The 19986-nt window shown below is 65.8% G+C and carries 18 protein-coding genes and 2 pseudogenes; 12 read left to right on the top strand and 8 right to left on the bottom strand.

Annotated elements, in window-relative coordinates; translation table 11 throughout:
- Nucleotides 1-65 precede the first annotated feature (65 nt).
- The 7 genes from mctP to ACSQ9I_RS38175 form a co-directional block, all read right to left on the bottom strand.
- Nucleotides 66-1598 (bottom strand): monocarboxylate uptake permease MctP, encoded by a 1533-nt coding sequence (gene mctP, locus ACSQ9I_RS38205; RefSeq protein ID WP_436297171.1) that lies wholly within the window; start codon nt 1596-1598, stop codon nt 66-68.
- Complete coding sequence (locus ACSQ9I_RS38200) at nt 1598-1777, bottom strand: DUF3311 domain-containing protein (RefSeq protein ID WP_436317070.1); 180 nt, start codon at nt 1775-1777, stop codon at nt 1598-1600. Before ACSQ9I_RS38200 ends, mctP begins: the two co-directional genes overlap by 1 nt.
- 108 nt (nt 1778-1885) lie before the next feature.
- Nucleotides 1886-2257 carry an alpha/beta hydrolase gene (locus ACSQ9I_RS38195; RefSeq protein ID WP_436297173.1) on the bottom strand — a complete coding sequence of 124 codons (372 nt, stop codon included), beginning with the start codon at nt 2255-2257 and terminating at the stop codon, nt 1886-1888.
- A gap of 160 nt (nt 2258-2417) precedes the next feature.
- Complete coding sequence (locus ACSQ9I_RS38190) at nt 2418-2987, bottom strand: NADPH-dependent FMN reductase (protein ID WP_436297174.1); 570 nt, start codon at nt 2985-2987, stop codon at nt 2418-2420.
- 40 nt (nt 2988-3027) lie between these two features.
- Entirely contained in the window at nt 3028-3240 is a 213-nt protein-coding gene (locus tag ACSQ9I_RS38185; RefSeq protein WP_436297175.1) for a hypothetical protein, read from the bottom strand.
- Nucleotides 3237-4145: an NAD(P)-dependent oxidoreductase gene (locus ACSQ9I_RS38180; protein WP_436297176.1), complete on the bottom strand. Its 909-nt coding sequence runs from the start codon at nt 4143-4145 to the stop codon at nt 3237-3239. The genes ACSQ9I_RS38185 and ACSQ9I_RS38180 overlap by 4 nt, the downstream gene beginning before the upstream one ends.
- Nucleotides 4146-4149: 4 nt before the next feature.
- Nucleotides 4150-5136 (bottom strand): aldo/keto reductase, encoded by a 987-nt coding sequence (locus ACSQ9I_RS38175; protein WP_436297177.1) that lies wholly within the window; start codon nt 5134-5136, stop codon nt 4150-4152.
- Nucleotides 5137-5223: 87 nt separating this feature from the next.
- On the opposite strand from ACSQ9I_RS38175, the gene ACSQ9I_RS38170 reads away from it, so the two are divergent.
- The 4 genes and pseudogenes from ACSQ9I_RS38170 (at nt 5224) to ACSQ9I_RS38155 (ending at nt 10081) form a co-directional block, all read left to right on the top strand.
- Nucleotides 5224-6129: a LysR family transcriptional regulator gene (locus tag ACSQ9I_RS38170; RefSeq protein ID WP_436297178.1), complete on the top strand. Its 906-nt coding sequence runs from the start codon at nt 5224-5226 to the stop codon at nt 6127-6129.
- Nucleotides 6130-6338: 209 nt separating this feature from the next.
- Nucleotides 6339-6941, top strand: a pseudogene (locus ACSQ9I_RS38165) (2Fe-2S iron-sulfur cluster-binding protein).
- On the top strand, nt 6938-7879 hold the full coding sequence (locus ACSQ9I_RS38160; RefSeq protein ID WP_436297179.1) for an FAD binding domain-containing protein: 942 nt from the start codon (nt 6938-6940) through the stop codon (nt 7877-7879). Before ACSQ9I_RS38165 ends, ACSQ9I_RS38160 begins: the two are co-directional and overlap by 4 nt.
- Nucleotides 7876-10081: pseudogene (locus tag ACSQ9I_RS38155) on the top strand (molybdopterin cofactor-binding domain-containing protein). The gene ACSQ9I_RS38160 and the pseudogene ACSQ9I_RS38155 overlap by 4 nt, the downstream one beginning before the upstream one ends.
- A 26-nt stretch (nt 10082-10107) precedes the next feature.
- Here the strand turns inward: ACSQ9I_RS38155 and ACSQ9I_RS38150 are convergent.
- A complete protein-coding gene (locus ACSQ9I_RS38150) occupies nt 10108-11067 on the bottom strand; it encodes a LysR substrate-binding domain-containing protein (protein ID WP_436297180.1) in 960 nt (319 codons plus the stop codon).
- A gap of 140 nt (nt 11068-11207) precedes the next feature.
- Between ACSQ9I_RS38150 and ACSQ9I_RS38145 the strand changes: the two genes are divergently transcribed.
- From ACSQ9I_RS38145 to ACSQ9I_RS38110, 8 genes are all read left to right on the top strand, one after another.
- On the top strand, nt 11208-12191 hold the full coding sequence (locus ACSQ9I_RS38145; protein ID WP_436297181.1) for a Bug family tripartite tricarboxylate transporter substrate binding protein: 984 nt from the start codon (nt 11208-11210) through the stop codon (nt 12189-12191).
- Nucleotides 12184-13173: a glutamate cyclase domain-containing protein gene (locus ACSQ9I_RS38140; protein ID WP_436297182.1), complete on the top strand. Its 990-nt coding sequence runs from the start codon at nt 12184-12186 to the stop codon at nt 13171-13173. Before ACSQ9I_RS38145 ends, ACSQ9I_RS38140 begins: the two co-directional genes overlap by 8 nt.
- Before the next feature lie 52 nt (nt 13174-13225).
- Nucleotides 13226-14362 (top strand): M24 family metallopeptidase, encoded by a 1137-nt coding sequence (locus tag ACSQ9I_RS38135; protein ID WP_436297183.1) that lies wholly within the window; start codon nt 13226-13228, stop codon nt 14360-14362.
- Between the two features lie 14 nt (nt 14363-14376).
- The gene (locus ACSQ9I_RS38130) at nt 14377-15168 is read left to right on the top strand and encodes an aspartate dehydrogenase (protein WP_436317069.1); all 792 of its coding nucleotides are present in this window, start codon (nt 14377-14379) and stop codon (nt 15166-15168) included.
- Between the two features lie 116 nt (nt 15169-15284).
- A complete protein-coding gene (locus tag ACSQ9I_RS38125) occupies nt 15285-16307 on the top strand; it encodes a sensor histidine kinase (RefSeq protein ID WP_436317068.1) in 1023 nt (340 codons plus the stop codon).
- Nucleotides 16304-16654, top strand: a complete 351-nt coding sequence (locus tag ACSQ9I_RS38120) for a sensor histidine kinase (RefSeq protein WP_436297187.1) — start codon at nt 16304-16306, stop codon at nt 16652-16654. Before ACSQ9I_RS38125 ends, ACSQ9I_RS38120 begins: the two co-directional genes overlap by 4 nt.
- A gap of 583 nt (nt 16655-17237) precedes the next feature.
- Entirely contained in the window at nt 17238-17459 is a 222-nt protein-coding gene (locus ACSQ9I_RS38115; RefSeq protein WP_436297188.1) for a hypothetical protein, read from the top strand.
- Nucleotides 17460-17836: 377 nt separating this feature from the next.
- On the top strand, nt 17837-19981 hold the full coding sequence (locus ACSQ9I_RS38110; RefSeq protein WP_436317067.1) for a hydantoinase/oxoprolinase family protein: 2145 nt from the start codon (nt 17837-17839) through the stop codon (nt 19979-19981).
- The last annotated feature ends 5 nt before the right edge of the window (nt 19982-19986 follow it).

Genomic DNA, 19986 nt, shown 5'->3' with positions numbered 1-19986 from the left:
ATTGCAGAGAGAGGGCTGAGCGAATGAGCTTCCCTTCTGCAAAGACCCGAAGCGCATACCTGTGTTCACCTCCCTCCACTCCACCTCCGCCAAGCTTGCCCGGACAGCACCGGCAGCTCTCGTGACCGAGCCACGCTCCTGATCAACAGCTGCCCCAGCACCGCCACGGCGATATTGAGTGCAAGCGCGATGAGGCCTGTGTAGAGCGTGTAGCTGCTCCCGCCAAGCACGAAGGTATGCACCGGCTTGATGCCGTCAGCCAAGGCAAGCCAGCTGCCGCCGGCGATGCCGGTGGCCCAGCCCGCGAGCAGCGCGGGCGCGCGAAACCAGCCGGCGAAGAGGCCGAACACCACCGCTGGAAAGGTTTGCAGGATCCAGACGCCCCCGAGCAGCTGCAGGTCGAGCGCAAACTGCGTCGGCAGGAAGAGGATGAACACCAGCGCGCCGACCTTGACGACGAGCGACACGATCTTCGCGACCTTGGCTTCGCCGGCCGGCGAGATGTCGGGCCGCACATAGGCCTTCCAGAAGTTGCGCGTGAACAGGTTGGCGGCGCCGATCGACATCACCGCGGCCGGCACCAGTGCGCCGATGGCGATGGCGGCGAAGGCGAAGCCGCTGAACCACGGCGGGAACAGCGCGTTGAAGAGCGCGGGCACCACGTCGTTGTTGCTCTTGACCGTGAGATGGGCGGCATGCGCCATATAGCCCAGCAGAGCGATCAGGCCCAGTAGCACCGTGTAGGCCGGCAGGAAGACGGCGTTCTTGCGGATCGTGTTGGCGCTCTTGGCCGCGAAGATGCCCGTCAGCGTGTGCGGGTACATGAAGGCGGCCATGGCCGACCCGAGCGCCAGGCTCGCAAAGGGCAGCATCTGGCCGGGCTTCAGCGTGAGGCCGGTCGCTCCGCCCTTGGCCGTGAAGGCCTCGCCGGCGGCGCGAAACACGCTGCCGTAGCCGCCCAGCTTCATGGGTACCAGCACCACCGCCACCAGCACCACGATGTAGATCATCAGGTCCTTGACGAAGGCAATCAGCGCCGGCGCCCGCAGCCCGGCCGAATAGGTGTAGAGCGCGAGGATGGCGAAGGCGGCCGCCAGCGGCAGCTCGCCCGTCAGCCCCAGCGCCTTGATGACCACTTCCATGCCGACGAGCTGCAGCGCGATGTACGGCATGGTGGCCACGACGCCCGTCACGGCAATCGCGAGTTCGAGGGCGCGTGATCCGTAGCGGCCGTAGACCACGTCGGCCGCCGTCACATGGCCGGCGCGCTGTGCGGCGCGCCAGAGCCTGGGCATGATGATGAAGACGATGGGGTAGACAAGGATCGTGTAGGGCAAAGCGAAGAAGCCATAGGCGCCCACCGCGTAGACCAGCGCCGGAACGGCGATGACGGTGTACGCCGTGTAGAAGTCGCCGCCCACCAGGAACCAGGTGATCCAGGTGCCGAAGTTCCGGCCGCCGAGGCCCCATTCGTCGAGGTGCGCGCCCTTGGCCTCCCCACCGGTCTGCCAGCGCGAGGCGGCGAAACCCATCACCGTGACCAGCAGGAAGAAGAAGACGAAGACGGCCAGCGCGGTCCAATGAATCTGTCCTTCCATCATGCTTCTCCGCTCTCGTACTCGTGCCGATACACGATCCAGATCAGCAGTGCCGTGAGCGGTACCCACAGCAGCTGGTACCAATAGAAGAAAGGAAAGCCGAACAGCGCAGGCAATTCGCTGTTGTAGAACGGCAGCCACAAGAGCCCGATGAAGGGCAGCAAGAGCAGGACTCGCATGCGTGTTGTTCCTCTGTAGTGATTCGTTATGGGTGCGGAAGCGTTTGGGGCGAAGCGCACACCCTCCACGGCCGAAGCCATGGAGGGTGCGCGGCGGCAGTCATGCAGTCATGGGTTACCGATGCCCATCGCCGCCGCGGCACTGCGCGTTTGAGGACGATCGCCCGTGTACTGCGGCGGAATGACGCTGCCTGGGAAGGCTTCGCGGCGCAGGTTCTGATTCGGCGCATGCGCGGCGGCGACGGCTTCGGCCTGCACCTTGGCGCGGTCGGTCGAGGCGGTTACTACCGAGGGCTCGACGGCCGAAGCGCCCTCGGCATACGGGTTCGGGCTGTGTGCGGCGGCGACGGCCTCTGCCTGCACGTCGGCACGGCTGCTGGCCGTGGTCAGCGGATGCACGCCTTCATAGGTCTCGGCGCGGGCGCCGGCGGCAGCGAGAAGGAAAAAGCCGATCGTGGGGATGAGTTTCAAGGTCTTCATTGAACGTCTTTCACAAGTTGTGAGTGAATGCGGAAACGGGGGAGAAGACAGCGATCTCATCCGATGCCTCGTGCGAATGGCTTCGCTTGAGCGGACGATTCCCCGGCGGCCGCGGATGCTTGTTGTCGCACGCGCTGCGAGAGCGCCAGAACCGAGAAAGTCAGACCGCGGCGTCGCGCCGGATCACCCGCAGGAGATCGTCGATGCCGTCCTGGAGAAAGCCCAGCGTGGCCTCGTCGACGAGCCTGCCGTCCACGATCTTCTGGTGGGCCGAGCCGATGACCGTCTGCGGCCGGTGCACCAGCTTCGCCGCGATGGCGGTCAGCACCTCGGTCAACTGGGCCTGCGCGCGGACGCCGCCGGTGAACGCGGTGGACGAGGTCAGCGTCAGCACGGGTTTGCCGCTCAGTGTCGACTGACCGAAGGGGCGCGATGCCCAGTCGAGCGCGTTCTTGAGCACGCCGGAGATGCTGTGGTTGTATTCGGGCGATGCGATCACCAGCCCGTCCGCCGCGCCGATGGCGGCACGCAGGCGGGCTACCGCCTCCGGCGGGGTGGTGGTATCTGCATCCTGGTCGTAGGGCGGCAGGTCGTACAGCGGCAGAATCTGCAGGCTCGCGCGCTCTTCGACGGAGGCCCCGAGGCTCGCGAGGATGGCGGTATTGAAGGAGCCCTTTCGCAGGCTGCCGGAGATGCCGAGAAGGCGGGGCTTGAGAGAGTTGTCGCTCATGAAGCTTTGGCGTTGAGGGATGCGCATGTCGCGCTTTCATTCATTTGCTGCGGGATCGCATCGCTTGCGCGGCTAGCAGGACACCCACCGCGATCCACGGCAGCCCGCCCGCGAGCCATCCATATGAAGCCGGCAGCAGCAGCCCGATCAGGTCATCGATCCAGCAGCCGTAGCTGCACAGCTTCCGGCCGGAGGCAGTGAAGCTCAGGCCCACGAGGAAAGCAGCCGCGGCAACGACGAGTTGAGCCTTCATGGCCGGTTCACTGGCCTGTCCAGCCCCGCCTCGGCGAGTGCGCACAGTGCGATGGCCGACCAGTCGTGGCCATCGCCCGCACCGTGCGAGCGTGCCGCGAGGAAGCGGTCGCGCACCAGGCTCGCCAACGGCATTGGCACCCCGAGCGCTTCGGCGGCGGCCAGCATCAGGCGGTTGTCCTTCTGCCCGAGCGGCAGCGAGAAACCGGCGGGTTCGAAGCGCTGCGACGCGATCAGGGGGCCGTAGATCTTGTAGGGAGCCGCGTTGAAATTCGCGCTGGTCAGCAGATCGACCAGATGCATCGGATCGATGCCCGCCCTGCCCGCCACCGAGCAGGCCTCGCCCAGTGTCTCGATCACGACCGAGAGCATGAAGTTGCCGATCAGCTTCACCAGGTTGGCCTGCGACGGGTCCGCGCCCACGATGCCGACCGACTGGCCGAGCTGTTCCAGCAGGGGCACGGCGACCTTCAGGTCCTCGTCCGAGCCTGCCACCATGATGAAGAGCCTGCGCGCGGCGGCCGCGTCCGGCCTGCCGAACACGGGCGCGGAGACGAAGCCGATGCCTGCATCGCGATGCCTCGACGTGAGTTCTCGCGCGGCCGCCACGCTGATGGTGCTCATCGAAATGTGCAATGAGCCCGGCTTCAGCCCGGCGAGCAGGCCGGCCTCGCCGAAGCTGACCGCGTTCACGGCGGCATCGTCGGCCACCATCGTGAAGACGACGTCGGCCGCATGCGCGGCCTGCGCGGGGCTCACCGCGACGCCGGCGCCCGCGTCGCGCAACGGCTGCGCGGCTGCGGGACTGCGGTTGAAGACATGAAGCGCGTGGCCGGAATCGATCAGGTTGCGCGCGATGGCGGAGCCCATCGATCCGAGGCCGACAAAGCCGATCTGGGTGGCCATGCGATCAGTCCTTCCGCGTCGGCGGCGCCATGAACTCGGGTCCGACAGGGTCGGTGATGTGCCGCGCCAGCAGCGCATCGATGTCGCGCAGGTCGCCGTCGCTCAGCTTCCAGCCGAAGGCTGCATCGACGCCGGCGAGCTGGTCCGGCCGGCGCGCGCCCCAGAGCGCGATCGTCGGACCCTGATCGAGGATCCAGCGTATCGCCAGCGCCAGCACCGACTTGTCGTGGCGCTCGTGCGCGAAGCGCTCCAGCGCATCGACGGCCGCCAGGTACTGGCTGAAGCGCGGCTGCTGGAACTTGGGGTCGGTGCTGCGAAGGTCGTCGCCCGGAAAGACGGTGTCCGCACGCATGCGGCCCGACAGCAGGCCGCGGCACAAGGCGCCGTACGCGAGGACCGTCAGCCCGTGCTGCCTGGCATAAGGCAGCACGTCGTTCTCGATGCTTCGCTCGAACAGGTTGTAGGGCGGCTGTACCGTGGCCAGCAGCGTCTTGCGGCTGAAGCTCTCCATCTGCGACGGCGAATAGTTGCTCACGCCGATGGCGAGGATCTTTCCCTCGCGCCGGAGCCTCTCCAGCTGCGCGGCGGTCTCGTCGTGCGGCACGAGCGGGTCCGGCCAGTGGACCTGGTAGATATCGATGCGGTCCGTGCGCAGCCGGCGCAGCGACTGCTCGACCTCGGTGCGGATGCGTGCCGCCGTCGCGTTGCGCCGCACCGACCCGTTCGGCCAGTCCAGGCCCGCCTTGGTGGTGATCACGGTCTTGTCGCGCAGACCGCCCGCCAAGGCCTCGCCGACGATTTCTTCCGAGTGACCGAAGCCGTAGACCGGCGCGGTGTCGATGAGGTTGATGCCCGAGTCGACGGCAGCGCGGATGGTCGCGATGGACTGCGCGTCGTCCGTGCCGCCCCACATCCAGCCGCCGATCGCCCAGGTGCCGAGGCCCACGCGCGAGACAGGTTTCGCGATGCCTTCGATATGAAGTGTTTCCATGTGATCGTCATGCGTTGAAGGAACGCTTTGAATCTAGTCAAAAGGACGATGAATGGATTTCAACGGTCCATTAAACTGGGCACAACGATGCCCGCCTTTACCCGCTCCGAACTGGCCGATCTGAATGTGTTCATGGCAGTCGCGCGACGGCAAAGCTTTCGCCAGGCTGCCATCGAACTCGGCCTCACCACTTCCGCACTGAGCCACTCGATCAAGAACCTCGAGACGCGGCTGGGCGTGAAGCTGCTCAATCGCACCAGCCGCTCGGTGGTGCCGACGGTGGCCGGTAGCGCGCTCGCCGACAAGCTGGAACGCGGCTTCCAGGCGATCGGCGATGCATTGGCCGAACTGGATGTATATCGCGGCGTGCCCGCGGGGCGGCTTCGCATCAATGTGCCGCGCGACGCCTCCCGACTCCTGCTCGGGCCGATACTGCCCGAATTCTTCGCAGCCTATCCGGACGTCCAGCTCGAGATCACCGTCGAGGACCGCCTGGTCGACATCGTGGGCGACGGCTACGACGCCGGCATCCGCTACGGCGGCACCGTACCGCAGGACATGGTGGCGGTGCCACTGACGCGGCCCTTGCGCTGGGTGGTCGTCGGCTCGCCGGAGTATCTCGCGCGTCACGGCCGCCCTTCGCAGCCCATGGACCTGATGCACCATACATGCGTGCGCATGCGCATCGGCGACAACTCGATCTACAAGTGGGAACTCGGCAGCGGCGACGAAGCTTGCGAGATCGATGTTCCCGGCCCCGTGAGCGCCAACGAGACCGAGACCTCGGTGCAGGCCGCGATCGACGGCGTCGGCCTAGCCTATTGCCTGGAGCGGCGCGTGAGCGAGGAAGTCAAGGCAGGGAAACTGGAGGTCGTGCTGGCGGAGTGGACCGCCATCGGGCCACCGTTCTTCGTCTACTACCCCAGCCGCCGCCAGATGCCGCCGGGGCTGCGCCAGCTGATCGACAGCATCCGCGCAGCGAACCTGCCCTGAGGCTGCGCGAGCGAGGTCGCAGCGCTGTCCACGCGACGCGTTGCGCTCGCTTCGATGAAATTCTCTCAACGCCCCGTTGAATCGCAGCCCTTTGGCTGGAGGAGCGATGGCCGCAGAATTTCCGCTCATTCGAAGCTCGCATCGAAATCCACGGAGCACCATTGAGCGAACACAACGAATCCTTTTTCTCCGTCACCCGACGGGACCTTCTGGTCGCCGGCGCCATCACGGGCAGTGGTCGGTCCATCTTCCTCCGCGCCCCTCAACGAAGCCGCGCTGCCGTCTTCACAGGGCATGCCATCGGCCGTGCCGATCCAACTGGTCGCCAACGGCACGACGCACCAGCTCGAGCTGGACCCGAGGGTGACGCTGCTCGACGCGGTGCGCGAGCATCTGCAACTCACCGGCAGCAAGAAGGGATGCGATCACGGCCAGTGCGGCGCCTGCACCGTGATCGTCAACGGGCGGCGCATCAACAGCTGCCTCAGCCTCGCCGTGATGCACGATGGCGAGACGATCACGACGATCGAGGGCCTGGGCTCGCCCGAGCGTCTGCACCCATGCAGGCGTCCTTCGTCAAGCATGACGGCTTCCAATGCGGCTTCTGCACGCCGGGCCAGATCTGCTAGTCCGTCGCCGTACTGCGCGAAATTCGCGATGGCATACCGAGCCATGTGACGCGCGACTTGCTGGAGGTCGGCTACTCCGACGAGGAGGTGCGCGAAAGAATGAGCGGCAACATCTGCCGCTGCTCCGCCTACCCCAACATCGTCGCTGCGATACGGGAAGTTCATGAGGAGGGAGCGCGATGAGACCCTTCACCTACGAACGAGCGGCAACGGCCGCCGAAGCCGCCGCCGCTGCGGCCCGCGCGCCTGGCGCGAAGTTCATCGCCGGCGGCACCAATCTGCTCGACCTCATGAAGCTGCAGATCGAGACGCCGGCGCACCTCATCGACGTGAATCGCCTCGGTCTCAATCGCATCGAGCCGACGTCGGAAGGAGGACTCCGGATCGGCGCTGCCGTTCGCAACACCGACCTCGCCGCCGACCAGCGTGTGCGGCGTGACTACGGCGTGCTTTCGCGCGCCCTGCTCGCAGGCGCAAGCGGGCAGCTCCGGAACAAAGCGACGACCGGCGGCAACCTGCTTCAGCGCACACGCTGCCCGTACTTCTATGACACCACCAAGCCCTGCAACAAGCGCACGCCTGGCGCTGGCTGCGCGGCCATAGGCGGATTCAGCCGCAATCTCGCGATCATGGGCGTGAGCGACGCCTGCATCGCCACCCATCCTTCCGACATGGCGGTTGCCTTGCGTGTCCTCGATGCGGCGGTCGAGACGGTCGACCCCCAAGGCACCACCCGCTTCATTCCGATCGCCGAACTGCACCGGCTGCCGGGCGACACACCGCACGTCGAAGCCAATCTTCGGCCAGCCGAGTTCATCACCTCCGTGGTGCTGCCCAAGCCGCTCGGCGGCACGCATCTGTACCGGAAGGTGCGGGACCGCAGCTCGTATGCCTTCGCGAATGTCTCCGTCGCCGTCGTCGTGGCCGACGGCGTCCAGCGTTTCGCATTCGGGGGCCTGGCCCACCGACCGTGGCGCGTCGAGGCGGCCGAGCGCGAGACCAGCCCGGAGGCCATTGCCGAGGCGGTGCTCGCCGGCGCTCGCCCGAGCTCTCAGAACGCCTACAAGCTGAAGCTGACCCAGCGCACGCTCGCTGCGGTGCTGCAGGAGGCGCGCTCATGACCGACTACCACTTCGACCGGCCTGCCGGCCTCAACCCGATCGATCAACAAACCGTCGTCGGAAAGCCGCTCGACAGAATCGACGGGCCACGCAAGGTCTCTGGCCAGGCGCCCTATGCGCAGGACTACCGCGAGGGCATGGCGAACACGGCCTACGGCTTCGTCGTCGGCGCCGGCATCGCGGCCGGCCGCATCGCGCGCATCGACACCCGCGATGCCGAGGCGGCCTCGGGCGTGCTGCATGTCATGACGCATCGCAATGCACCCAGGCAGGGCCCGCGCAAGGATGAGCTGGCCCCGCAGCTCGTCGGGCCGCAGGTGCACCATTACGACGAAGCCGTGGCGCTGGTCGTCGCGGCGACCTTCGAGCAGGCGCGTCATGCCGCCAAGCTGGTTCGCGTCTCGTACGTGTCCAGGAAAGGGCGCTTCGACCTCGCGCGGGAAAAGCCCCATGCGGTCAAGCCGCCGGTCACACAGGAGCCCGACAGCGCCGCGGGCGATTTTGCGCGGGGCTTCGCGGCCGCTCCCGCGCAGCTGGACGTGAGCTACACCACGCCCGACCAGAGCCACATGATGATGGAGCCCCATGCCACCATCGCCCGCTGGGAGGGGAATCGCCTGACCGTGTGGACCTCGAACCAGATGGTCCATTGGGCGATTCGTGACCTTGCAGGAACCCTGATGATCCCGAAGGACAACGTGCGCGTGGTCTCTGCCTTTGTCGGCGACGGCTTCGGGGGCAAGCTGTGGATCCAGTCGGACGCGGTGCTCGCGGCGCTGGGCGCGCGAGCCGTCGGACGGCCGGTCAAGCTGGGGCTCGCGCGGCCGCAGATCATGAACAACACCGCTCATCGGCCGGCGACGATCCAGCGTCTGCGGATCGGCACCGATCCCCAGGGGCGCATCCTGGCCATCGGTCACGAGGTCTGGTCCGGCAACCAGGCCGGCCGGAATATCGAGAACGCGGCCCAGCAGACACGGCTGCTCTATGCCGGCAAGGACCGCATGACCTCGCATCGGCTCGCCGAGATGGACTTGCCGGTGGGCCACGCGATGCGCGCGCCCGGCGAGGCGGTGGGGCTGCTCGCGCTCGAAGCCGCGATGGACGAGCTCGCCGAGAAGCTGAACAAGGATCCGGTTGAACTGCGCATCATCAATGACGTGCAGTTCGATCCCGAGAAGGGACCGAACCGGCCCTTTTCGACGCGCAAGCTCGTCGAGTGCCTGCGTCGTGGAGCGGAAGAATTCGGCTGGTCGAAGCGCAATCCCAAGCCCGGCCAGGTCCGCGAGGGCAATTGGCTGATCGGCATGGGGGTCGCCTCTGCCATCCGCAACAACCTGGTGCAGGATTCGGGCGCACGCGTAACACTGCGCCCCGATGGCAGCGTCCTGGTCGAGACGCAGATGACCGACATCGGCACCGGCAGCTACACCATCATCGCCCAGACCGCGGCCGAGATGCTCGGCCTCTCGATCGACAAGGTCGAGGTCCGCCTGGGAGACAGCCGCTTCCCTGCCTCGGCCGGTTCGGGCGGCTCCTGGGGAGCCAACAGCGCCACGGCCGGTGTCTTCGCCGCATGCGAGCAACTTCGCCGGCAGATCGCGCAGAGGGCGGGATTGACCGGCGCCGACCTTAAGCTATCGCGATGGGCAGGTTCATGCCGGCGGCCGGTCGATGTCGCTCGCGCAGGTGGCGGGTCCGGTCGGGATCAGCGCCGACGGCACGATCGTCTTCGGCGATCTGGAAAAGCGATACGCGCAGGCGGGCTTCGGTGCGCATTTCTGCGAGGTGGCCGTCGACCGGTTCACCGGCGAGACGCGGATCCGCCGGCTGCTGAGCGTCGCCGCCGCGGGCCGCATTCTCAATCCCAAGTTGGCGCGCAATCAATGCCTCGGCGGGATGACCATGGGCATCGGCGCGGCGCTGATAGAAGAGTGCGTGGTCGACACCCGCTACGGCTACTTCGTCAATCACGATCTCGCCGAATACCACGTCCCGGTCCACGCCGACATTCCCGACATGGATGTGATCTTCCTCGAGGAACTGGATGACAAGTCGTCGCCGATGAAGGCTAAGGGAGTGGGCGAACTCGGCATCTGCGGCGTTGGCGCAGCGGTTGCGAATGCGGTCTACAACGCGACCGGCGTGCGGGTCCGCAACTATCCTCTCACCATGGACAAACCGCTGGACGGATTGGCCTAGGGGTTGAAGCAGCAGCCCTATCGACCCTACTTCTTGCGCGCGCGCCCCGCGCTCGCGAGCACGAGTGCGTCGCGAAAGCGCGTCACCAGCGCATCGCTTTCGCCTGTACGGCGCCAGATGACCGAGATCGACATGCCGGTGAGGTCTACCGAGACCGGCAGCTTGTGCAGGTGACCCGAAGCCACGTGCCGCCGTACCACCGCCAGCGGCGCCACGGCGAGCAGGTCGGTGGTGGCCACCATGTCCATGTTGGAGTGAACGGACACGGATTCGACGGTAGGCAGAGGAGGCGTCAGCCCGCGCATGAGAAACAGTTCGTCGAACAGCAGGCGCGACGACGACGGCAGCGGCGGCAGGATCCATTGCTGTTCGCCAAGCGTGCGCAGACCCACCGAGCGCTGCACGGCGAGAGGATGGCCGACGCGACACACCAGGCACCTGGGCTCGTCGAACAGCTTGGTCTGCGCGAGCTGCGATCTTCCCGCCGATCGGGCCCACGCCGAGCCGATCCGGCCGACGACGCAATCGAGTTCACCGCGCATCAGCTGGTCCGTCAGCCCGTCGACAGTTCCCTCGGAGATTTCGACGCGCACATGGCCAGCCGACGCGAGGAAGCTGCGCATCGCGCTGGGAATGAGCTCGACCATCGCGATCGTCAGCGCGCCGACGCGCAGGCGCTGCCGCGCGTGCTGCTCCGCGAACAGTGCCTCGTCGCGTGCCGAGTCGACCTCGGCCAGCGCAATGGAAAAGCGGCGCAGGGCCGCTCGGGCGCCCGGCGTCAGGCTCACGCCGCGCGGGCTGCGCTGGACCATCTGGAGATCGAAGATGGACTCGAGTTCTCTCAGCATCGCGCTCACGGCGGGCTGCGTCAGGTTCAGGGCTTCGGCGGCACGCGTGATGGACCCTTCGGTCTCCAGCAAGCCCAGCAGGTGCAGATGCCTGAGCTTGAGATGCCCGTAGGCGAACTGTCGCGTTTCCTGCGTCATGACAAGCCATCAGCTTTTTCTATTGCCTCATAGGAATTATGCGCTTTGACGCGCGCATGAGTTCCCAGAGACTGGGATCCATTCAGGATGGAAGCGCTCTTCTTTTTTCCTGGCCCCTACAGATGCATTTGGGATGAACCATGAGAAAACTTATTGCCGCAGTTTCTGCCCTCGGGCTCGCCGGCCCCCTGGCCCTGGCGCTCGCGCCTGCGCAGGCGGCTGACTACCCCGACAAGCCGATCCGGCTGATCACGCCCTTCCCGCCGGGAGGCGGAACGGACGCGGTGGCGCGCATCGTCGGCGACAAGCTCGCGGAGCTGCTCGGGCAAGCCGTCGTGGTCGACAACAAGGGCGGCGCCGGCGGAAGCCTGGGCACCGAACAGGCGGCGCGCGCGGCACCCGACGGCTACACGCTGGTGCTGGGCAGCAGTGCCACCCACGCGGTCAACCCCAGCCTCTACAGCAAGCTGGGCTACGACCCCATCGCCGACTTCGCGCCCGTGTCGCCGGTGGCGTCGACCCCGCTGCTCCTGATGGTCAGCCCCTCGATGCAGGTGAAGAACGTGGCCGAGCTCATCGCGCTGGCAAAGACGAAGCCGGCCGGCGCAGGCCTGAGCTATGCGTCTGCCGGACCGGGTTCGGCCCAGCATCTGGGCGGCGAGTTGTTCAAGACGATGTCGGGCGCGAACCTGCTCCACGTTCCGTACAAGGGCGCCGGTCCGGCCATGGCCGACGTGCTGGCCGGCCATGTGGACATGATGTTCGACACCATGCCTTCCGCGTTGCCGCAACTGCGCTCGGGAAAGCTGCGGGTCCTGGGGATCAGCAGCGCGGCGCGCAATGCCGGCCTGCCCGATGTTCCGGCCATCGCCGAGGCCGTGCCCGGCTACGAACTCGTGACGTGGTACGGCCTCTTCGCGCCCAAGGGCACGCCGCCCGCCATCGTGGAGCGCCTCAATCGCGAGGTCCAACGCGTCCTTGCGTCCAAGGAGGTGCAGGAGAAGTTCAAGACCGCCGGCATCGACGTCAACTGGTCCTCCTCGGCCGACTTCTCGGCGCTCGTGAAGCGCGAAGTTCCCAAGTGGCGCAAGGTGATCCAGCAGTCCGGAGCGAAAGTTGACTGAAGCGGAGATGCACGGGGCGTCGACGGTGGACGCCATTGCCTGCGAGAACATCGACCGCCTGATGAATGTGGAGATGCGCAGCCGAGGCCTGCCGCGCGGTGCCAAGTGGGCGATGTACCTGATGGCCCGCGAGGCCGCGGGCATGCCACTGGTGCATGCGGCGGCGCGCGAGTTCGATCGACCGCCCGCTCGGGTGCTGCTGGTGAGCGGCGCGGCGGTGCCCGGCCACATGCCGGTGGGCGAGAACGACGGCCCGATCGGCACGGTGGTGCTGGCCCGCGCGCTCGTTGCCCTGGGGCATTCGGTGCGCGTGCTGACCGACCCGGTGGCGGCCGAGCCGTTTCGCGGACTGCTGAGGGCCACCCGACTCGATGTCGAGGTGCTGGAGATCGGATTGGAGAGTCTCGCGATGCAGGAACGGCTGGCCGCGGAGAGCGACATCCTGTGCGCCATCGAGCGGCTCGGCGGCAACGTCAACGGCATCATCTACGGCGCGACCGGCGTCTCGCGCGCGGCTTTTCGCGCCAACCTGGATCGCCTGTTCCACACGGCGCGCGCCATGGGCAAGCGCACCCTCGGCATCGGAGACGGCGGCAACGAGATCGGCTTCGGCAACATTCATGCGCGGCTCTCGGAAGCCTCGCCGCAATTCGCCTTCAAGGACGTCACGCCGTGCGGCGGCGGCGTGTACTCGGCCGTCAAGACCGACGTGCTGCTCGTGGCCAACAGTTCCAACATGGGCGCCAACGCCGTGACAGCCGGCCTGGCGCTGCTGCGCCGGGACCTCTCGCTGTGTCACACGGCCGAAGAAGAGTTCGCGTTGGCGCATGTGGGTGTCGGCTTGGGTTTGATCGACGGCGGCAGCGGCCAGCTGCGGCCCTGGTGCGACGGCATTCCGCCGGCGGCCAATGCGGCCGTCGTCGAAGTGATGCGCACCATCGTCGCCCAGTCGCTGGCGCCGGAAGAAATCCGAAAGTTTTGACGCGGGCAGCCCGCCGCGTCGAGTTCCCGCAACAAGACAGGAGAGATTTTTCATGATTCCCCGCCGCAAGAGCATCGCCAACGTCGACCGGCTGCACACGCTGATGGATGAAGCCGGGCTCGACGCCGTGGTTCTGCGCTCCGGTCAGAACTTCACCTACTTGTCGGGCGTCGTCTACCCCGGCACCCTGGCGCGCCACCAGGATCTCGCGGACTCCGCACGCGCGGTGATGCTGCTTTGGCCCCGTCATGGCGAGCCGGTCATCATCGCGAACAAAACCGCAGCCGGCCTGGCTCAGCGCGATGCGTGGGTCGAGCGTATCGCGCTGTACGAGGGCTATGTCGAATCGCCTTATGCCAAGCTCGCCGACGTGATGCACAAGGTTGGCCTGGCGCACGCACGCGTCGGCTTCGAGAAAGACTATGTGAGTGCCCGCGATTGGGAGTACGTGCAGCACCGGCTGCAGGACCTCGACATGGTGGACTGCACCGAGTTGATGAACCGCGTGCGATGGATCAAGACGCCCGCCGAGGTGCAGATGATCCAGCAAGCCGCGGACCTGCTCGACGAGGTCTATCTGGAGGTTTTCAGCCGGATCCGCCCCGGCGACACGGAACGCAAGATCCATGCGGACATGATCGCCACCTCCCTGGCAAAAGGCTTCGAATGGGCGCATGGCATTCTGAACTCCGACAAGAACACCATCGCCTACGCCGGCGAAAGCGACCGGGTCATTGCACTCGGCGACGTGATCCGCACCGACTACGTGGCCTATCTCGGCGGCTATCCGGGCCACCAGTCGCGCAACGTGGTCATGGGCCCGCCCAGCGCCCTGCAGCGTGAGGAATACCGCATCAACCTGGAGATCTACCGCGCCACCATCGACCGTTGCCGCGCCGGCACGAGAGTGGGCGATCTGCACCAGTTCGTGATGGATGCGTTCGACAGGCGCCAGTGGGCCTACAAGTCGCTGCTGGTAGGCCATGGCGTGGGCGCCTGGTGGCACCAGCAGGAGCCGATCCTGCGGCGCGGCTCCGACATCGTTCTGGAAGCAGGCATGGTGCTCGCACTGGAGCCGCACAAGGACCACTGGCATGTCCAGGACATGATCCTGGTGCAGGAGCATGGCGCACCCCTTCTGCTCTCGTCCAGATTCGCGACGGACGAGCCCTTCATCGTGGGCGCGTGACTGGAAGGCCGCCGATGCGATTGAGCTTGATCGGGACAGGAGCCATTGCGACGCAAGTCCTCGGCCAGTTGGCTTCCCATACGGATGTCCGGATCGAGTCGGTGGTGCGCTCGACACGCGCTCATCAAGCAGGCGAGAAAGCCGAAACCTGGAACGGCGTGCCCGTGTTCAGGGCCGTGCCCTACGAAGCTACCGATCTGGTGGTCGAGATGGCGAGCGACACGGCCGTGACGCAGCACGTCGTGCCGGCGCTGAGGCACGGCATTCCATGCTTCATTTGCTCGGTCGGCGCTCTTGCCGCGCCTCAGGTGCTGGCCGAGATCCTGGCTGCAGCGAAGGCCGGCAGGACCTTCGCGCAGTTGATCACCGGTGCGGTCGGCGCCATAGATGCGTTGGCGGCCGCGGCGATCGGTGGCTTGGACAGCGTCCGCTACACCGGCCGCAAGCCGCCCTCAGCCTGGCTCGGCACACCGGCGGCTTCGGTCGGGCCTCTCGCAGACCTCAGCGCTGCAACGGTGGTATTCCAGGGCAGCGCGAGAGAGGCGTCGCTCGGCTTCCCCAAGAATGCCAACGTCGCATCGACGATCGCGCTGGCCGGCATTGGCCTCGATCGAACCGAAGTGACCCTCATCGCCGACCCAGCCGTGGACTGCAACGTTCACCACCTCGTCGCCCACGGTGCCTTCGGCAAGCTTGAGTTCACCTCGCACAACCTGCCGTCGCCCGACAACCCGAGGACCTCCGGCCTGGTGGCCCACAGCGTGGCGCGCGCGATTCTCAACCAGGTCAGCCCACTCAGATTCTGATGGGCCGACCCGCGGCGCCCGACAGCGGACCTTTGAAAACGCCCACGCCGACCCAGCATGACACCGGATGGTGGGAGGCTGTCGCGCCTCGCGCGCGGGACGCGGACGAAGAGGCCTTGTCCGCCGAGCGCGAGGCCTACGTGAAGCTTCAGCTCATGAAGAGTTTCATGGCGGAACACCGGGAGCGTCAGTTGGTTGCGGCGGGATCGACGCTCCTCCTCGCGGCAATCTCGTGGCGTTACAGTCGGCTCGCTCCCTTGCTCGCCTGGCTCGCAGCCGCCGCACTGGTTGCGCCCATGCACTTGATCGCTGCGACAAGCAATTCCAAACGCTTTTCAACCGCGCACAGGCAGGCGGCGCAAAGCGCCTTCAGCCGGCGTATTGGCCCGCTTTGGGTTGCGACCGCGGTGGTATGGGGAACATCGGTGCTGCTGTTCTTCGACCGAATGCCGATCGGCCAGGAATTCGTCTGCTGGATGATCCTTGCGGGCACGGTGACCTTTCCCATCTACCGCCTGGCGCTGCACCCGCCAGTCCTTCGGCAGTACGTGAACACGCTGTTTGTGGTGATGCTCGGCTGCGTGGCCTACCGGCTCGGCACATCCTCTGCGGACCATCGCTACTACGAACCCTGGTTCCTGACGCTGCCCATCATCCACTGGCTCCTCCTGTTCCGCATTTCCGGGCGCATTCATGCGAATGCCAGGAGGGGATTCGAGCTGGAGTTCCACAAGTATGAGCTGATCAAGACGCTTGGCGACAAGAGGCATGAGGCGGAAGCGGCGGTTGCCGTCAAGAACCGATTCATTGCCACTGCAGCGCACGACCTGCGCCAGCCGGTGCTTGCGATCTCCCTCTATGCCGATCACTTGGTGGAAATGCCCGAGGAGTACCGCACCATCGTGCCCAAGATCGCCAAGGCGGCCGCGGCCATCAACCGGCTGTTCGATTCGCTCTTCGACATGGCGAGAATGGAGAATGGCCAGACGAAGCTGCGCATCTCGACGATCGACATCTCCGAGATCCTTCATGACCTCCTAGTCCAGACGAGCCCATGGCGGCGGCAAAGTCTATCGAGCTGCGGATGCGTGCGGCGCACTTCGAGCTGCGGACCGACCCGGTGCGCATGCGACGCATGATCGGCAATCTCGTTTCCAACGCAATCAAGTACACCCCGCCCGGACGAAAGGTGCTCATGTCCGCTCGCGTCCGCTCTGCAGGCCTCGTGGTGGACATCTGCGATCAGGGCGTCGGGATTCCCGGGGAAGAGCTGGACAACGTCTTTCTCGAGTTCTACAAGGTGGAGAACGCATCGGTCAGCGCCGAAGGCTTCGGGTTGGGGCTGTCGATCGTTTCGCGACTCGCGCGTGCGCTCAACACCCGAGTGAGCCTGCGTTCGGAACTCGGCCGCGGCACCGTCTTTCGCCTTGTCATCGGACATGTGGACGATGACACCGGCAACAACAGCTCGCACTCGTTCGACTGAGGCTTGCTGCGGTTGATCCGCGGCCTCGCGCCTCAGTCCAAGCGACGTAGTGCAGTTTCTTCACCACGCGCCGTTCCCATTCGAGGCCGAGAAGATCGGCGATCGTCAGTCCGCCCAACCGGACCTGAACGGCCGCTGCTCGGAGCATTGTTCGACGCACCTGGTTGCGCCAGATCAGCGTTGGGATGCGACGATCAGCTTGCGCTGCGCCGGATCCTCGAGTGCTTCCTGAATGCAAGCGAGCTGTCCTGCATAGCAACTCCAGGAATCTGGATTCGAAAATATGGCTTCCCAGCTGCCCGGCTTGTGACAGATGTAGTTCTGGTGCGATTCTTCTGCGATGAGAATGCGGCCCGTCCGGAAACCGGACGTCCCCAGTGCCTGGAGCACTGCCAGTTACAACGGCGCATATCCATCAATAGGCAATGAAATCAATGACTTGAAGGGCCTCCCCCGGCCGGCAAAGCTTTGGCATGGTCGTTGCGCCTAGAGAGGCGAGCGACGCGAATCGCATGTCCATTGCAAAGCAAAGGTGCTTTGCTCGAACCGCGTCACTCCTCAGGACCTAAGAGAGGAGCACACCATGAATGCGTCACAACTGGCTTCACGCCCGGGCACCCACTACGAACTGCACTTCCGCCCGCTCTTTCGTGAGCGGCGCGGCTATGCGTTCCCATGCGACCCCGAGGGGCACGTCGACATGGACGCACTCAGCGACAGGGCCCGCAACAACTACCTGTATGCGCGGATGGGCGTTGGACGCGAGTTCTCGGTGCCCGCCGTGCAGCTTGCTGTCGTGGAGTGATCGCCCCAGCGCCTGCTGAATCACAAGTCCGATTTCCGTCGATGAAGCGCTGCGGGCCGAGGCCCGACAGCGCTTCATTCTTTTCGGGTCCTCCGATGCGACAGGCATCGCGCATGGCGGCCTTGAGCATGACCGCACACCGACCGATTTCCGGTCGTTCCGTCCGGCAGTCGAACGTTCCCCACATTGCAAGTTCGATCGCCGTCAGCTCCGCGTAAACCCGAACGCGCTCAACGGAATCAACGACTTAGGGCGACTCGGCCGGTATCCGCACGGTCGTGGCACGGCCGCTGCAAAGGAATGGGCGGGCGAATCGATCGCTCGGGCGGGTTGCCAACCCCAGCAACCCGAATCAATAGTCACCAGGAGACTTACACATGGAAGTGCAATCACAGGTACAGGTGATGGGCATCGATGCCGGGGGCACGATGACCGACACCTTCTTCGTGCGCGAGGACGGGCGCTTTGTCGTCGGCAAGGCACAGAGCAACCCGCAAGACGAGTCGCTCGCGATCTTCAATTCTTCGCAGGATGCGCTGGCGCACTGGAAACGCGAAGTCGATGAGGTCTACCCCGAACTGCTGACCTGCGTGTACTCGGGAACGGCGATGCTCAACCGCGTCGTGCAGCGCAAAGGACTCGACGTCGGCCTGATGGTCAACAAGGGTTTCGAGCATGTGCATTCGATGGGACGCGCGATCCAGAGCTATCTGGGCTACGCGCTGGAGGAGCGCATCCATCTCAACACCCATCGCTACGACGAACCGCTGGTACCGCTGCGGCGCACGCGCGGCGTGACCGAGCGCACCGACGTGCAGGGCGAGGTGGTGATCCCGCTGCGCGAGCACGAGGTACGCCAGGCGACGCGCGAGCTGGTCGCCGCCGGCTCGAAGGCCATCGTGATCTGCCTCCTGCAGTCGCACAAGAACGGTCGCAGCGAGCAGCGCGCCCGCGACGTCTGCCTCGATGAGCTGAAGAAGATCGGCGCGGACATTCCGGTGTTCGCATCGGTCGACTACTACCCGCAGCGCAAGGAGAGCCACCGCATGAACACCACGGTGCTCGAAGCCTACGCGGCCGAGCCCTCGCGCCAGACGCTCCAGAAGGTCAGCGACCGATTCAAGAAGCACGGCGCGAAGTTCGACTTGCGCGTGATGGCCACCCACGGCGGGACGATCAGCTGGAAGGCCAAGGAGCTGGCGCGCACGATCGTCTCGGGGCCGATCGGCGGCGTGATCGGCTCCAAGCTTCTGGGCGAGGCGCTCGGCTACGACAACGTCGCTTGTTCGGACATCGGTGGCACTTCCTTCGACATGGCGCTGATCACGAAAGGCAACTTCGCGATCGTGGCGGACCCCGACATGGCGAGGCTGGTGCTGTCGCTGCCGCTGGTGGCGATGGACTCGGTGGGCGCGGGTGCCGGCAGCTTCGTGCGGCTGGACCCGTACAGCGGTGCCATCAAGCTGGGCCCCGACAGCGCGGGTTATCGGGTGGGCACCTGCTGGCCTGAAAGCGGGCTCGACACGGTGTCGGTCTCGGACTGTCACGTCGTTCTCGGCTACCTCAACCCCGACAACTTCCTCGGTGGCGCGATCAAGCTTGACGTGGAGCGCGCGCGCCAGCACATCAAGGCGCAGATCGCAGACCCGCTCGGCCTTTCGGTGGAGGATGCTGCGGCCGGCGTGATCGAGTTGCTGGACGTGCAGCTGCGCGAGTACCTGCGCTCCAATGTCAGCGCCAAGGGCTACAACCCGATCGACTTCGTGTGCTTCTCCTACGGCGGCGCCGGGCCGGTGCACACCTACGGCTACACCGAAGGGCTCGGTTTCAAGGATGTCGTCGTGCCGGCCTGGGCAGCGGGCTTTTCGGCCTTCGGCTGCGCCTGCGCCGACTTCGAGTACCGCTACGACAAGAGCGTTGATCTCGCGCTCCCGCAGCACGCGGCCGACGGGGAGAAGGCGCGAGCCGCGACGACCATCCAGGCGGCCTGGTCCGACCTGGCCGCCAAGGTGATCGAGGAATTCCGGATCAATGGCTTCAAGCCCGAAGAGGTGATTCTTCGTCCAGGTTACCGCATGCAGTACATGGGTCAGCTCAACGACCTGGAGATCAGCTCGCCGGTCACCAGCGCGGCGACCGCACAGGACTGGGATCGCATCGTCGACGCTTTCGAGGAGACCTACAGCCGCGTCTACGCCAGCTCGGCACGCTCGCCCGAACTCGGCTTCTCGGTCACCGGCGCGATCATGCGCGGCATGGTCATCACCCAGAAGCCGGTGCTGCCCGAGGATCCGAAAGGCGGCCCGACGCCGCCTTCGGCCGCGCGCATCGGTACCCGGTCGCTGTACCGCCACAAGGTCTGGCACGACGCGGTGCTGTGGAAGATGGAAGCGCTCAAGCCGGGCAACACCATCACCGGCCCCGCGATCGTCGAATCGGATGCCACGACCTTCGTCGTGCCGAAGGGCTTTTCGACCACGCTCGACAAGCACCGCCTGTTCCACCTCAAGGAAATGAAGTAAGGAGA

The sequence above is a fragment of the Variovorax sp. LjRoot84 genome, from assembly GCF_964254305.1.
Taxonomy (GTDB): domain Bacteria; phylum Pseudomonadota; class Gammaproteobacteria; order Burkholderiales; family Burkholderiaceae_C; genus Variovorax.
The sequence above is the reverse complement of the archived record's forward strand: the minus strand, read 5'-3'. Positions and strand labels throughout refer to the sequence as shown.